This window comes from Enterobacter sp. Li2LvB3 (genome assembly GCF_056156645.1).
The window spans coordinates 79,482-94,563 of sequence record NZ_JBSICG010000008.1 but is presented as its reverse complement, the minus strand read 5'-3'; the positions used below and the strand labels follow the sequence as shown (position 1 = coordinate 94,563).

Annotated in this window: 14 protein-coding genes and 1 riboswitch; of the genes, 6 read left to right on the top strand and 8 right to left on the bottom strand. The window is 51.7% G+C overall.

The window, feature by feature from the left end; translation table 11 throughout:
• Positions 1 to 2 precede the first annotated feature (2 nt).
• The 5 genes from mraZ to leuO all read right to left on the bottom strand — a co-directional run bounded on the left by mraZ (position 3) and on the right by leuO (position 5,744).
• Entirely contained in the window at positions 3 to 461 is a 459-nt protein-coding gene (gene mraZ / locus ACS603_RS08790) for a division/cell wall cluster transcriptional repressor MraZ (RefSeq protein WP_181622243.1), read from the bottom strand.
• 601 nt (positions 462 to 1,062) lie between these two features.
• Complete coding sequence (cra, locus tag ACS603_RS08785) at positions 1,063 to 2,067, bottom strand: catabolite repressor/activator (RefSeq protein WP_182059570.1); 1,005 nt, start codon at positions 2,065 to 2,067, stop codon at positions 1,063 to 1,065.
• A 179-nt stretch (positions 2,068 to 2,246) separates the two neighbouring features.
• Positions 2,247 to 2,738: an acetolactate synthase small subunit gene (gene ilvN / locus ACS603_RS08780; RefSeq protein ID WP_003856371.1), complete on the bottom strand. Its 492-nt coding sequence runs from the start codon at positions 2,736 to 2,738 to the stop codon at positions 2,247 to 2,249.
• A 1-nt stretch (position 2,739) separates the two neighbouring features.
• Positions 2,740 to 4,464: an acetolactate synthase 3 large subunit gene (gene ilvI / locus ACS603_RS08775; protein ID WP_182059569.1), complete on the bottom strand. Its 1,725-nt coding sequence runs from the start codon at positions 4,462 to 4,464 to the stop codon at positions 2,740 to 2,742.
• A gap of 377 nt (positions 4,465 to 4,841) precedes the next feature.
• Positions 4,842 to 5,744: a transcriptional regulator LeuO gene (gene leuO / locus ACS603_RS08770; protein ID WP_446492698.1), complete on the bottom strand. Its 903-nt coding sequence runs from the start codon at positions 5,742 to 5,744 to the stop codon at positions 4,842 to 4,844.
• Between the two features lie 671 nt (positions 5,745 to 6,415).
• Here leuO and leuL point away from each other — a divergent pair.
• The 5 genes from leuL (at position 6,416) to leuD (ending at position 11,275) form a co-directional block, all read left to right on the top strand.
• Positions 6,416 to 6,502 (top strand): leu operon leader peptide, encoded by an 87-nt coding sequence (gene leuL / locus ACS603_RS08765; RefSeq protein ID WP_071530973.1) that lies wholly within the window; start codon positions 6,416 to 6,418, stop codon positions 6,500 to 6,502.
• Between the two features lie 91 nt (positions 6,503 to 6,593).
• Complete coding sequence (gene leuA, locus ACS603_RS08760; RefSeq protein ID WP_182059568.1) at positions 6,594 to 8,165, top strand: 2-isopropylmalate synthase; 1,572 nt, start codon at positions 6,594 to 6,596, stop codon at positions 8,163 to 8,165.
• A complete protein-coding gene (gene leuB, locus ACS603_RS08755) occupies positions 8,165 to 9,256 on the top strand; it encodes a 3-isopropylmalate dehydrogenase (RefSeq protein WP_182059567.1) in 1,092 nt (363 codons plus the stop codon). The genes leuA and leuB overlap by 1 nt, the downstream gene beginning before the upstream one ends.
• Positions 9,257 to 9,258: 2 nt before the next feature.
• Complete coding sequence (leuC, locus tag ACS603_RS08750; RefSeq protein ID WP_474944113.1) at positions 9,259 to 10,659, top strand: 3-isopropylmalate dehydratase large subunit; 1,401 nt, start codon at positions 9,259 to 9,261, stop codon at positions 10,657 to 10,659.
• A gap of 10 nt (positions 10,660 to 10,669) precedes the next feature.
• Positions 10,670 to 11,275: a 3-isopropylmalate dehydratase small subunit gene (leuD, locus tag ACS603_RS08745; RefSeq protein WP_182059565.1), complete on the top strand. Its 606-nt coding sequence runs from the start codon at positions 10,670 to 10,672 to the stop codon at positions 11,273 to 11,275.
• 91 nt (positions 11,276 to 11,366) lie between these two features.
• Here the strand turns inward: leuD and ACS603_RS08740 are convergent, their stop codons facing one another.
• The 3 genes from ACS603_RS08740 to sgrT form a co-directional block, all read right to left on the bottom strand.
• Positions 11,367 to 11,519: a Hok/Gef family protein gene (locus ACS603_RS08740; protein WP_182059564.1), complete on the bottom strand. Its 153-nt coding sequence runs from the start codon at positions 11,517 to 11,519 to the stop codon at positions 11,367 to 11,369.
• 217 nt (positions 11,520 to 11,736) lie between these two features.
• The gene (locus ACS603_RS08735; protein WP_182059563.1) at positions 11,737 to 12,915 is read right to left on the bottom strand and encodes a sugar efflux transporter; all 1,179 of its coding nucleotides are present in this window, start codon (positions 12,913 to 12,915) and stop codon (positions 11,737 to 11,739) included.
• Positions 12,916 to 13,035: 120 nt separating this feature from the next.
• The gene (sgrT, locus tag ACS603_RS08730) at positions 13,036 to 13,188 is read right to left on the bottom strand and encodes a glucose uptake inhibitor SgrT (protein WP_014068881.1); all 153 of its coding nucleotides are present in this window, start codon (positions 13,186 to 13,188) and stop codon (positions 13,036 to 13,038) included.
• Positions 13,189 to 13,276: 88 nt separating this feature from the next.
• On the opposite strand from sgrT, the gene sgrR reads away from it, so the two are divergent.
• The gene (gene sgrR, locus ACS603_RS08725; protein ID WP_474944112.1) at positions 13,277 to 14,932 is read left to right on the top strand and encodes an HTH-type transcriptional regulator SgrR; all 1,656 of its coding nucleotides are present in this window, start codon (positions 13,277 to 13,279) and stop codon (positions 14,930 to 14,932) included.
• Between the two features lie 36 nt (positions 14,933 to 14,968).
• A riboswitch (TPP riboswitch) is annotated at positions 14,969 to 15,069 on the top strand.
• Positions 15,070 to 15,082 lie beyond the last annotated feature (13 nt).

The following is a 15,082-nucleotide window of genomic DNA, read 5'->3' as shown; positions in this document are numbered from 1 at the left end:
ATTTATAGAGACAAGTCCTGCAATCGTTCCGACAATGTTGCGGAATCAGATTGCTCAGCGTCGATATCTTCCTTGACCTGTTGATACCAGGTCGTTTCATCCCACAGTTCAAACTTGTTGAACTGGCCGACCAGCATCACTTCTTTTGTCAGACCGGCATGTTGCCGCAACACAGGCGCAATCAGTAATCGCCCCGCGTTATCCATCTGACACTCACTGGCATGTCCCAATAACAGCCGCTGCACGCGGCGTTCCTGCGGGTTCATGCTCGACAGTCGCGACAGCTTTTGCTCAATAATTTCCCATTCAGGCAAGGGGTAAAGCAGCAGGCAGGGGTGGTTGATGTCAATGGTGCAAACCATTTGACCTGAAGCGTTCTCAATCAGCTGGTCGCGGTATCGTGTTGGAACCGATAAACGCCCTTTGCTGTCGAGATTGACTAACGTTGCTCCACGGAACATGCCAGCCTCACCCCTCCTCACCACTTTAACCCACAAATTCCCACCTAAAGGAGTTTACGGAGCGAGGGAAAAGCTTGTCAAGCCAGGACTATCGCTATATTGGCCCGAAAGCCCTCGATTTGCAGATATATCCCGACCTGATTAATAACTGAACAACTGGCGAGGCAAAATTAACGTTATGAATATTTGTAAGAAAAAAACCGAATATGCACACTAGCGTTAAAAATCACTCAATATCATCGCAGGGAAATATAAAGTGTCAGTTTGCGACGCGGGCAGCATTTTAAGACATATTCTCAGGGGATAACAGCGCCAGATTCAACAAGGTGTCATGCGGGCGTGCAGGCAGGCTTACGGGCTGGTGTGCAGGCTGGAAAAACGTCTGATAATTCATCGCCCGAATGGCCTTTGTAACAAAATAATACAAAGCCAGCATTTAAAAAGCCTGGAAATGTTCTTTTAAAGGCAATTTAAAAGCCAAAATGAATTAAGAAAAATAGCAGGCTATGATTCCTAAGGAATTATCCTAAATTTTATCCGGGAATTATTCTTCTCATTAATTTGTCAAAAACGGGGCCGTTTTCACGGCCCGGCTAATTCATTAGTGACGACTCAGAATTCCACGACGATAGAGATTACGTTTGATTCGGGACAGACCTGGTTTCGGCTTACGTGGCTCATCAAGGCTTGCCAGGACTATCTCAAGTACGCGCTCTGCCACATCACGGTGGCGCTGAGCCACAGCAAGAACAGGACACTGAAGGAAGTCGAGAAGCTCGTTGTCACCAAAAGTCGCAATGGCCAGATCAGAAGGCAGCTTTCCGTCACGACGCAAGGTCACGTCCATCACACCCTGCAACAGCGCAAACGAGGTGGTGAACAGCGCTTGTGGCATCGGGTGCGTTTCGAGCCATTTTTCGAATAACTGGGCTGCTGCTTCGCGCTCATAGCTGTTGGCATAGAGGTAATGCACCTCGCGAGGGTCATCTTTCCAGGCTGTGCGGAACCCCTGCTCACGCAGGAAGCTCACTGAAAGCTCAGGTAAGGCACCCAGGTACAGCACAGTGTCGGCCGGAAAGGTGCGTAGCTCAGCAGCCAGCATTTCAGCATCGTCCTGATCAGCACCCACCACACTGGTGAAGTGTTCCCGGTCAAGCGCACGGTCAAGCGCGACGATGGGGAACGGATCATTTGCCCAGCGCTGATAGAATGGATGCTCTGGTGGTAAAGAAGTTGAGACGATGATCGCATCTACCTGCCGTTGCAGAAGGTGTTCAATGCAACGCATCTCGTTATCTGGCTGATCTTCCGAGCAGGCAATCAACAACTGATAACCACGCTGACGCGCCTGGCGTTCAAGGTAGTTGGCGATACGGGTATAGCTGGTGTTTTCCAGGTCTGGGATCACCAGGCCAATGGAGCGGGTGCGCCCGGCGCGTAGGCCGGCTGCGACAGCATTCGGATGGTAGTTATGTTCACGAACCACCGCCATAACTTTTTCAACGGTCTTATCGCTGACACGGTACTGCTTTGCTTTACCGTTAATCACATAGCTCGCCGTAGTTCGTGACACGCCGGCGAGCCGGGCGATTTCATCCAGTTTCACAATTGCCCCTTAAAAAAAGAAAAGAGTCCATGGCCCTGTCAAGGTTATGGTTAAATCTTTTAACATCTAAACGCAGAATAGCCCTCGCGGCAACCGCTTTTATCTGCGTTGGCGGTCGATTACGCAAAAAAAAGCCCGGCTTTGGTGACCGGGCAGAAAGAGGCGAACCTTTTTGACAACTAACGCATGATTTTGTCGCCGCGGGAAAGCCCCACGACGCCTGAGCGCGCTACCTCAACAATTTTTGCTACATCGCGAACGGACGCCAGGAAAGCATCCAGTTTATCGCTCGTTCCTGCAAGCTGAACCGTATATATAGAAGGTGTTACATCAATAATTTGCCCACGGAAGATGTCTGTATTGCGTTTGACCTCTTCGCGGCCGTAACCGCTAGCCTGAATTTTCACCAGCATAACTTCACGTTCAACATAGGCCCCTTGCCCCAACTCGCTCACTCGCAGCACATCAACCAGCTTATGCAGTTGCTTTTCGATCTGCTCCAGGACTTTGGCATCGCCAACGGTCTGGATAGTCATACGTGAAAGCGTTGGATCGTCGGTTGGCGCAACGGTGAGACTTTCAATGTTATAGCCGCGCTGCGCAAACAGCCCAATGACGCGAGACAATGCGCCCGACTCGTTTTCCAGTAATACAGATAATATCCGGCGCATATCAGGTTCTCTCCGTTTTGCTTAACCACATTTCATCCATACCGCCACCGCGAATGTGCATCGGGTAAACGTGCTCTGCACCGTCCACAACGACATCCACAAAAACAAGGCGGTTGTTTTTCACGTGCTCAAGCGCTTCGCCGAGTTTCGTTTCCAGCTCAGCCGGATCGGACACACGCATTCCAACATGGCCGTAAGCCTCGGCCAGGCGAACAAAGTCTGGCAGCGAGGTCATGTACGACTGAGAGTGACGGCCGGAATAGATCATATCCTGCCACTGTTTCACCATGCCGAGATAACCGTTGTTAAGGTTCAGCACCAGGACAGGAAGCTCATATTGCAGGGCGGTGGAGAGCTCCTGAATGTTCATCTGGATACTGCCATCGCCCGTCACGCAAATGACGGTTTCATTTGGCAGCGCCAGTTTCACCCCCAGCGCGGCGGGCAGGCCAAAGCCCATCGTCCCCAAACCGCCTGAGTTTATCCAGTGGCGCGGTTTGTCGAACGGGTAATAAAGCGCAGCAAACATCTGGTGTTGACCGACATCGGAGGTGACATACGCCTCGCCTTTCGTCAGTCGCCAAATCGTTTCGATAACCGCCTGCGGCTTAATGTTCTCACTGCGTGTGTCGTACTTCAGGCACTGACGCGCACGCCACTGCTCAATTTGCTGCCACCAGTCGCGGATGTCATCCAGGGGTTGCGTAGCCGTTTCTTGTGCCAGCAGTTCCAGCATTTGTTCCAGAACCTGACGCGCATCACCCACAATCGGCACATCTGCCGGAACCGTTTTAGAGATAGATGTTGGGTCAATGTCGATGTGCAGCACGGTCGCATTGGGGCAATATTTTGCCAGGTTATTCGTCGTACGGTCGTCAAATCGCACGCCAACGGCGAAGATGACATCGGAATTATGCATTGTCATGTTGGCTTCATACGTACCATGCATACCCAACATGCCGAGCGCCTGACGGTGCGTAGCAGGAAATGCCCCCAGCCCCATCAATGAAGAGGCCACCGGGAGATTTAATTTTTCAATCAACGCGCGGAGCTGCTCTTCACAGGCAGAGTTGACCGCACCGCCACCCACATAGACAACCGGCTTTTTCGCGGCAAGCAGCGTCTGTAAGGCACGCTTAATCTGGCCTTTGTGCCCCTGAGTGGTGGGATTGTAGGAACGCATACTGACGGAATCAGGCCAGACATAAGGCAGCTTGTTTGCCGGGTTCAGGATATCTTTTGGCAGGTCAACAACAACCGGGCCTGGGCGCCCGCTGGATGCCAACCAGAACGCTTTTTTCAGCACTCCGGGGATGTCTTCAGTCTGTTTAACCAGGAAACTGTGCTTAACGACAGGACGGGAGATCCCCACCATGTCGCACTCCTGAAAGGCATCATAACCAATCAGCGAGGTAGCAACCTGCCCGGAGAGGATCACCAGCGGGATAGAATCCATATACGCGGTGGCAATACCGGTGATGGCGTTGGTCGCCCCAGGGCCAGACGTCACCAGCACGACGCCCACTTCACCGGTTGCGCGTGCCAGTCCATCAGCCATGTGCACGGCGGCCTGTTCATGACGTACCAGCACATGGTCAATGCCACCCACCGTATGCAGCGCATCATAAATATCGAGGACAGCGCCCCCAGGATAGCCGAATACTTGCTTCACGCCCTGATCGATAAGCGATCGGACAACCATTTCCGCGCCAGACAACATCTCCATGCTTTGCCTCCAGGCTTTGTTATAGACAGACCGCAGAATTCATTTCCGCGCCGTCTTCTGACTGGGCTAGCCCAATCTTATATTTTGCAGAGTGTCATTTACCTTAACCGCTCGCTATGAGGCAGGCAATTACCAAACCGAGAGCCTCAAATGGAGATTAAAGCAGAAAAAACAGGCATTACGAGAGGATATGGTGAATTCATCTGGAATAAGTGAACACAATACTTATTCATCGTTTAAAAATGAACAGAATCAGGAATTCATCTATTTTTGAGAGCGTAACGGCATGTATGAAAAAATCGAACAGAACAAAACTCCATATAAACAAAATAAATCGGGATAAATCACATGCGAAATGATGATTTATCCCGATGAGCTTATCGGCGGCAAACGCTGATAAGCAACTCTTCCATCCACTGATGACCTTTATCCCGACCAGCAGCTTCATGCCATGAAAGGTAGCAAGTCCGGCTATTTAGTTTCAGCGGCAATGGCAGAATCTGAAGTTCAAGCTGCTCTGCAAATTCTTCCGCTAACCAGCGAGGAGCAATAGCAACCAGCTGTGTCTGAGAGACGATATTTAAAACGCTTACCATTGCCATTCCCTGATAGGCAACACATGCTTGCTTATCAACGGTGTCATACCACGGCTGGCTAAAAGAGGCATATCTGTCGAGGGAAACAACCGCGTGTTGTTCACTATAAACATCGGCTTCACGTAGTGGTGAATTCATTCGCGGGTGTTTTTTACAAGCGACTAACACCATTTCATCTTTAAACAGAGGAACACAGGAAAATTCAGGACGCCGAAATTCTTCATAACCCAGAACAAACTCAGTTTCCTGATAACGCAGCTGATGCTCGGTGTTTTGATTCAGTGATGATTTAAATGCCAGATGAATATTGGGTGCGATCTCTTCAACCTTATTGTATATCACCGATGTCAAATAATTATCTAACGGGCTACAGACACACAGGTTAAAAACGCGCTCACTGCTCAGGGGTTCAAACCCCGAACCTGGCAACTCATTCTGAACTAACTGGAGTGCCTGGCGAATAGAGCCAAACAGCTGATATGCTCGTGCAGTGGGCTGGATCCCTCTGCCGTAGCGAACAAAAAGTTCGTCGTTAAACATTACCTTAAGTCTGGCAACGGCATTACTTACCGCAGGCTGAGACATACCCAGAGAGCTAGCAGCCCGAGTGATATTCTGCTCCTGCATCACCGCATCAAATACGGTTAACAGATTGAGATCTACTGTGCGTAACTGAGGTTTCATCCCATCGTGAACTTGAGATTGTTTAATATTATTTTTTGACACTTTTAACTCCACTGTCACGCTAATATCCCTTAATCAAAATGTTGCAAGAACATCGAAAAATATGATTTACCATGCATATAGAACCAGCGAAAGAGAAATATTTAAAAATCAGAATAAATAAAGAATTCGCCATCACAAATGATTGTATTGGGTTCCCAATCCTGATGAGATAAAAATCAGTTCAATTGATACGAATAACATTAGGATTGAGATGAAACCATAAACCACACCAATAAACAATCACATCTCTGGTTAATGATGACTTAAGTATTATTAAACTATTAATCACCCCCACTAAAAAATGATTAACAACCTATCATCATCGCGTAAAACATCATCATTGAAGAATTATTTAACCCAATGAAACGAAAAGAATTTATGCTTAAAATTTGACAAAATAAATTATATGTTTAATTGCTACGAATTATTATTAAATCATTCGCCAAGCGAATACTCAGTCCAAAACAAGACAATTAACCTGGTCTGAAAAGAGAAAACCAGCACAATAAGCTAAAGTACACATTCTCTTTTACGCCTGGATCACTACCCTTTTTCCCTGTAAGGGGTTGACATGAATCGTCGTATCCAGTACCACTAAAGGCATATCGTTTTTATCTGGAGCACGATTCATGATTCGCACCATTCGTTTCACCGGTCTACTACTACTAAACGCATCCACTGTGCGCGGTAGACTGGCGGGCGAAATTCAGCGTTGAATCGTCACCAGTAATACAAGAAACCCGCGCCACTGCGCGGGTTTTTTTATGCTCGTAGCAAGGCGCCCTAAGACAGACAAGGACCTAACCCATGAGCCAGCAAGTCATTATTTTCGATACAACGTTGCGTGACGGTGAACAGGCATTACAGGCAAGCCTGAGTGTAAAAGAAAAACTCCAGATTGCGCTGGCCCTCGAACGTATGGGTGTTGACGTCATGGAGGTCGGTTTCCCTGTCTCTTCTCCAGGTGACTTCGAATCTGTACAAACCATCGCGCGCACCATCAAAAACAGCCGTGTGTGTGGCCTGGCGCGCTGCGTTGAGAAAGATATCGACGTAGCTGCCGAATCGCTGAAAGTGGCGGAAGCCTTCCGTATTCATACCTTTATTGCCACCTCGCCAATGCACATTGCCACCAAGTTGCGCAGCACGCTGGACGAGGTTATCGAACGCGCCGTGTACATGGTTAAACGTGCACGCAATTACACGGACGACGTTGAATTTTCCTGTGAAGATGCTGGACGTACGCCAATTGAAGACTTGGCACGCGTGGTTGAAGCGGCAATCAATGCCGGTGCCAGAACCATCAACATCCCGGACACCGTCGGCTACACCATGCCGTTTGAGTTCTCCAATATCATCACTGGCCTGTATGACCGCGTGCCAAACATTGATAAAGCGATTATCTCTGTCCATACACACGACGATTTAGGTCTGGCCGTCGGCAATGCCATTGCGGCCGTCCACGCCGGTGCGCGTCAGGTAGAAGGTGCGATGAACGGTATCGGCGAGCGTGCGGGTAACTGTTCGCTGGAAGAAGTGATCATGGCGATTAAAGTGCGCAAAGACATTATGAACGTGAACACGCGCATTAATCACAATGAAATCTGGCGCACCAGCCAGACCGTCAGCCAGATTTGCAACATGCCAATCCCGGCAAACAAAGCGATTGTGGGCACGGGCGCGTTCGCACACTCCTCCGGTATTCACCAGGATGGGGTCATCAAGAACCGCGAAAACTACGAAATCATGACCCCGGAATCCATCGGTCTGAACCAGGTACAGCTGAACCTGACTTCCCGCTCTGGCCGTGCGGCTGTGAAACACCGCATGGAAGAGATGGGTTACAAAGACAACGATTACAATATGGACCAGCTGTACGACGCATTCCTGAAGCTGGCAGACAAAAAAGGCCAGGTCTTCGATTACGATCTGGAAGCTCTGGCTTTCATCAACAAACAGCAGGAAGAGCCAGAGCATTTCCGCCTGGATTACTTCAGCGTGCAGTCCGGCTCCAGCGACATCGCAACGGCCTCCGTCAAACTGGCCTGCGGGGATGAAATCAAAGCCGAAGCCGCTAACGGCAACGGACCAGTTGATGCTATTTACCAGGCTATCAATCGCGTCACTGAATATGACGTCGAGTTGGTTAAATATGACCTGACGGCCAAAGGTCAGGGTAAAAATGCCCTGGGTCAGGTGGATATCGTTGTCACTTATAACGGACGTCGTTTCCACGGCGTAGGTCTGGCGACCGATATCGTTGAATCCTCCGCAAAAGCAATGGTTCACGTCCTGAACAACATCTGGCGTGCCGCTGAAGTCGAAAAAGAATTGCAACGTAAAGCTCAGAATAAAGAGAACAATAAGGAAACCGTGTAATGTCGAAGAATTACCATATTGCTGTGTTACCGGGTGATGGAATTGGCCCGGAAGTAATGGCACAGGCGCTGAAAGTACTGGAAGCCGTTCGTTCGCGTTTTGCGATGAAAATTTCCACCAGCCACTACGATGTAGGCGGCATTGCTATCGATAACCACGGCACGCCATTGCCAAAAGCAACCGTTGAAGGCTGCGAAAATGCAGATGCTGTACTGTTCGGCTCCGTTGGCGGCCCAAAATGGGAACACCTGCCACCGGCAGAGCAACCGGAGCGTGGCGCACTGCTGCCGCTGCGTAAGCATTTTAAGCTGTTCAGCAACCTGCGTCCGGCGAAGCTGTATCAGGGGCTGGAAGAGTTCTGCCCGCTGCGTGCTGACATCGCCGCTAATGGCTTCGACATTCTGTGCGTGCGTGAACTGACCGGCGGGATCTATTTTGGTCAGCCGAAAGGCCGTGAAGGCAGCGGTCAGCATGAGAAAGCCTTTGATACCGAGGTGTATCACCGTTTTGAAATTGAACGTATCGCCCATATCGCTTTTGAGTCCGCGCGCAAACGCCGTCATAAAGTGACCTCTATTGATAAAGCGAACGTGTTGCAGTCTTCTATTTTGTGGCGTGAAATCGTCAGCGAAATCGCAAAAGAGTACCCGGACGTTGAGCTGTCGCACATGTACATCGACAACGCCACTATGCAGTTGATCAAAGATCCTTCCCAGTTTGATGTGCTGCTGTGCTCCAACCTGTTCGGCGACATCCTGTCGGATGAGTGCGCGATGATCACCGGCTCTATGGGGATGTTGCCTTCCGCAAGCCTCAATGAAGAAGGCTTTGGTCTGTACGAACCGGCTGGCGGCTCTGCACCGGATATCGCAGGCAAAAACATCGCCAACCCTATTGCGCAGATCCTGTCTCTGGCATTACTGCTGCGTTACAGCCTGGATGCGGGCGATGCCGCAACAGCAATTGAAAACGCCATTAACCGTGCGTTGGAAGAAGGCGTCCGTACCGGTGATTTAGCACGTGGCACGGCGGCAGTCAGTACCGATGAAATGGGCGATATCATTGCCCGCTATGTCGCTGAAGGGGTGTAATCATGGCGAAGACGTTATACGAAAAGTTGTTTGATGCTCACGTGGTTTATGAGGCACCCAACGAAACACCACTGTTGTACATCGACCGTCATCTGGTGCACGAAGTGACCTCTCCGCAGGCCTTTGACGGCCTGCGCGCGCACAAGCGCCCGGTACGCCAGCCAGGTAAAACCTTCGCTACCATGGATCACAACGTTTCCACTCAGACCAAAGACATCAATGCGTCGGGTGAGATGGCGCGTATCCAGATGCAGGAACTGATTAAGAACTGCAACGAATTTGGTGTTGAGCTGTATGACCTGAACCACCCGTATCAGGGCATTGTGCACGTTATGGGGCCGGAACAGGGCATCACCCTGCCGGGTATGACCATTGTCTGTGGCGACTCCCATACCGCGACACACGGCGCATTTGGTGCACTGGCCTTCGGTATTGGTACGTCTGAAGTCGAACACGTGCTGGCCACGCAGACCCTGAAACAGGGCCGTGCCAAAACCATGAAGATTGAAGTGAAGGGTAAAGCCTCGCCAGGCATTACCGCTAAAGACATCGTGCTGGCCATTATCGGTAAAACCGGTAGCGCGGGCGGCACGGGCCACGTTGTCGAGTTCTGCGGCGACGCTATCCAGGCGTTAAGCATGGAAGGCCGTATGACCCTGTGCAATATGGCCATTGAGATGGGTGCCAAAGCCGGTCTGGTCGCGCCAGACGAAACCACCTTCAACTATGTGAAGGGTCGTTTGCACGCACCAAAAGATCAGGATTTTGCCAGTGCCGTTGAATACTGGAAAACCCTGAGCACCGACGACGGCGCAACCTTTGATACGGTTGTCACTCTCCAGGCAGAAGACATTGCTCCGCAGGTCACCTGGGGGACGAACCCAGGCCAGGTGATTTCCGTCAATGACACTATTCCTGACCCGGCATCGTTCGCCGACCCGGTTGAGCGCGCCAGCGCAGAAAAAGCACTGGCCTACATGGGGTTGAAACCCGGCGTCCCTCTGACAGACGTTGCAATCGACAAAGTGTTTATTGGCTCTTGCACCAACTCCCGTATTGAAGACTTGCGTGCAGCCGCTGAAATCGCCAAAGGCCGTAAAGTCGCGCCAGGCGTTCAGGCGCTGGTCGTGCCTGGTTCTGGCCCGGTTAAAGCCCAGGCAGAAGCAGAAGGCCTGGACAAAATCTTTATCGAAGCCGGTTTTGAGTGGCGCTTGCCGGGCTGCTCTATGTGCCTGGCGATGAACAACGACCGTCTGAATCCAGGCGAGCGCTGTGCTTCTACCAGTAACCGTAACTTTGAAGGCCGTCAGGGCCGTGGTGGGCGCACCCACCTGGTCAGCCCGGCTATGGCCGCCGCTGCAGCAGTTACCGGCCATTTCGCCGACATTCGCAGCCTGAAATAAGGAGACAATCATGGCAGAGAAATTTACCCAACATACGGGCCTGGTTGTCCCACTGGACGCGGCCAACGTCGATACTGACGCCATCATTCCTAAGCAGTTTTTACAGAAAGTGACTCGCACTGGTTTTGGCGCTCACCTGTTTAATGACTGGCGTTTTCTGGACGATAAAGGCGAAGTCCCTAACCCGGAATTCGTGCTGAACTTCCCGGAATATAAGGGTGCATCGATTCTTCTGGCCCGGGAAAACTTTGGCTGCGGTTCATCGCGTGAACACGCCCCCTGGGCGCTTACGGACTACGGCTTTAAGGTCGTTATCGCACCGAGCTTTGCCGATATCTTCTACGGCAACAGTTTTAACAACCAGTTGCTGCCTGTAACGCTCAGCGATGAGCAGGTTGATGAGTTGTTCAACCTGGTTCAGGCGAACCCAGGCATTTCATTTGAAGTGGATCTGGAAGCCGAAGTGGTTAAAGCTGGTGATAAAACCTACAGCTTTAGTATTGATACATTCCGTCGCCATTGTATGTTGAACGGCCTGGACAGTATTGGTCTGACGTTACAGCATGAAGACGCAATTTCCGCTTACGAGAAAAAACAGCCTGCGTTTATGCGTTAAAGGCAATGGCCCGCAGCGCGCGGGCCATTGATAAGGGTGCGTTGAGGCTCAACCACTCTGGAGAGGCGGGGAAGCATCCCCGCCAATACCGCTAACGCCTTGCTTCGTAAGCCAACACTGCCGCCAGCTCTGTTTTCTCCTGTCTGAAATGCAGCTCACACAGCGAGTCGCGCACCATCCAGGTGAAGATCAACAGCGTCGTACAGATCAGAAATAAGCTTAACAGCAGAGTACGTTTTGGCATTCCAGCCTCCTTATTGCTTTTCGGCAATGAAGAGACTAACCTCGCAATGTGGGTTGTGAAGTTAGCCTCCCCATCAGTTTTATTGATGTGGGACTCTCCACTGTTTGCCTCTTGCGAAAGCCTGAGGCAAACAGCCTCAAGCACCCGCCACGCACTCTATTCGCCTTATTAGCATCTGTCAGAAAGTCGTTTCATTTCATGAAGCCGCCTTCCAGAATCAGACATCCTTAACCCGGCATGTCAGCCCCAGCGTCACCACCGATATCGCAGCAATCATCCAGTACACCGCCCAATGCCCGTAGCTTTGCGAAAGCGCCCCCTGAATCACCCCTGCCAGAATCACACCGGTTGAAATACTGTTCGTAAACAACGTCGTAGCCGAACCCGCGCGCCCAGGCATTAAATCCTGGAACCAGAGCATCCCTATCCCGGCAACAATCCCGATGAACACGGCATTGAACAACTGCAACGCCAGCAGCGCCTCGCGCGAATGAAAGAAGATAAGCCCCAGATAGAACAACACCCCTGCCGCTACGGCAACAATCATCATCGGGCGTTTTCCGAAGCGCTTAACGTAGTAACCCGCCAGAATCATCGCCGGGATCTCAAGCCCTGCGGCCGTCCCCATCAGGATGCCCGCAAGTTTGTCCGGTAAACCCAGCTCACTACTGATCCACAAAGGCATATCGATGATGTACATGGTGTTGCAGGTCCACATCAGCGTGGAGGCGATAAACAGCATCCGGACATTTTTATCTTTCCAGCCGCTGACCTGAGCAACCAGTTTGTCTGGCGTTTGCTCAACCCTTGCAACCGAAGGCAGTGCAAAGGCAATCAGTACAAGGCTGATGGCAAAAATCCCTGCCGCAATCGAAAACATGACCGTAAAGCCATAACTCAGCGCCAGCATGAATGCCAGCGGCGGGCCAATAACCCACGCGAGAGAGAGCTGCGCACGCATTACCGAGCTGAACATCACCACTTCGCGGGCAGAACTGTCCGCATACTCACGGGCCAGCGCAAACAGCTGCGGCATGGCGGTATTGGCCAGCGCCGCCAGCAGCACGCCGCAGGTGAGCAGCGTCATATAGTGGCGATTAAAGGCAAACAGCAAGGCATTACCGATGGCCATGGCGCAACAAAAGAGGATCAATTTTCGGCGATCGCCCTGGCTGTCGGAACGCTTAGCAAGCCACAGGCTGACCAGGATCCCGGCAATGGCGTTGACGGTGTAAAACAGGCCAACCCAGAACGGCTGCGCCCCTACTTCGCGGCTGAGAAACAGGCTCAGCGTAGGCGCCTGGAGCGCCCCGGCCACACCCATCATAAAAGCCACCAGCATAAATGCGGCATACACGCCATTCAGGCGTCGCCCCATCGTCATCAACCAGAGCATACGCAAATCCTTGTGAAAGCAGTTTGAAATTGGGTGAAATAGTAAACGAAAAAAGCCAGCAAAAACATTTTGCTGGCGGGTGATTAGCACCAATACTCAGTCACACATGATCGAGGCGAGTTAGCGAGAAGAGGTCGATTTCGTAACATCCCACTGCATCAATTCTTCCAAAATTTTCAGTCGTTGCTCTGCACACTGGCGGGCCAGCCAGGACACTCCCTTTGTCGCTGAAAAGTACTGCTGATAAAACTGACGTGCGGTAGACCTCTTCATAATTTACCTCCTCGCTTCATCGGGAAGAATTATTGGCTTAATATAGGGATAAATAAATTGCTGATTTTTTGTCAGGAGTTCCCCTTTTATGCCTTCTGGTCGTCTGCAACAACAATTTATCCGCCTCTGGCAATGCTGCGAGGGGCAATCCCAGGACACCACGCTAAATGAGCTGGCCGATCTACTGAACTGCTCTCGCCGTCATATGCGTACCCTGCTCAACACCATGCAGCAACAGGGCTGGCTGAACTGGGAAGCAGAGGCCGGACGTGGCAAACGTTCACGCCTGAGCTTCCTCTACACCGGCCTTGCGCTGCAACAGCAGCGCGCAGAAGACCTGCTGGAGCAGGACCGGATCGATCAGCTGGTGCAACTGGTGGGCGATAAGGCTGCCGTACGTCAGATGCTGGTTTCACATCTCGGGCGGAGCTTTCGCCAGGGGCGGCATATTCTGCGGGTGCTCTACTATCGTCCAATGAAAAATCTGTTACCCGGCACGGCGTTACGGCGTTCAGAAACCCATATGGCGCGACAAATCTTCAGCGGCCTGACGCGCATAAATGAGGAAAACGGGGAACTGGAAGCGGATATCGCTCACCACTGGCAGCAACTTTCCCCTCTCCACTGGCGATTTTTTTTACGCCCCGGTATTCATTTCCACCACGGACGTGAGCTGGAAATGGCCGATGTTATCGCTTCGCTGGATCGCGCCCGTAAGCTTCCGCTCTACTCACACATCATCCACATCCATTCGCCGACCGCCTGGACGCTGGATATTGAGCTGTCGCAGCCAGACAAATGGCTCCCCTGGCTTCTGGGCTATGTGCCGTCGATGATCTTGCCCGGCGAATGGAGTTCCCTGAATAATTTTGCCAGCCAGCCGATTGGCACCGGGCCTTACGCCGTTTCACGCAACAATAATAACCAGCTTAAGATCCGCGCTTTTGATGACTATTTTGGCTACCGGGCGCTGATCGACGAAGTGAACGTCTGGGTATTGCCGGATATCAGCGAAGAGCTGAGCGTTGGCCTGACGCTCGAGGGCCCCACCACAGGTGAGAAAGCGGTCGAAAGCCGTCTTGAAGAGGGCTGCTACTATCTGCTGTTTGACAGCCGCACCCATCGCGGCGCAAATCAGGAGGTTCGTAAGTGGATAAGCCATGTACTCGCCCCATCTAACCTGATTTACCACGCGGAAGAACAGTATCAGACCTACTGGTTCCCGGCGTATGGGCTGCTGCCACGCTGGCACCACGCGCGTCCGGTGCCATGCGAAAAACCCGCTGGGCTAGAGTCCATCACCCTGACCTTCTACCGCGAACACGTAGAGCACCGCTTTATTGCCAGAATCATGGCGAAACTGCTGGCAACCGTTGGGGTGACGCTGGAGATCCAGGAGGTTGATTATGACGAGTGGCACCGCGGCGATGTGGTGAGTGACATCTGGCTGAACAGTGCTAACTTCACCCTGCCGCTCGATTTCTCGCTCTTTTCACACCTGTACGAGGTGCCGTTGATCCAGCACTGTATCGACCGGGACTGGCAGCAAGACGCCGCCCAGTGGCGCGCAGGCGAGATGAATCTGGCTTCGTGGTGCCAGCAATTACTGGCTCAGCAGGCCATTGTGCCGTTGATCCACCACTGGCTGATGATTCAGGGGCAACGCAGTATGCGCGGCTTACGCATGAACACACTGGGCTGGTTTGACTTTAAATCGGCCTGGTTTGCACCGCCTGAGCCATAACACTTTCGCAATATTCACCAAATCATTACAATACCGCCGTTCTCAACGGGGTGCTGCATCACTGATGTGCGCTGAGATAATACCCGTCGAACCTGATCCGGATAACGCCGGCGAAGGGATTTGAGGCTGTCGCTCAAAATCCTTTGCCAC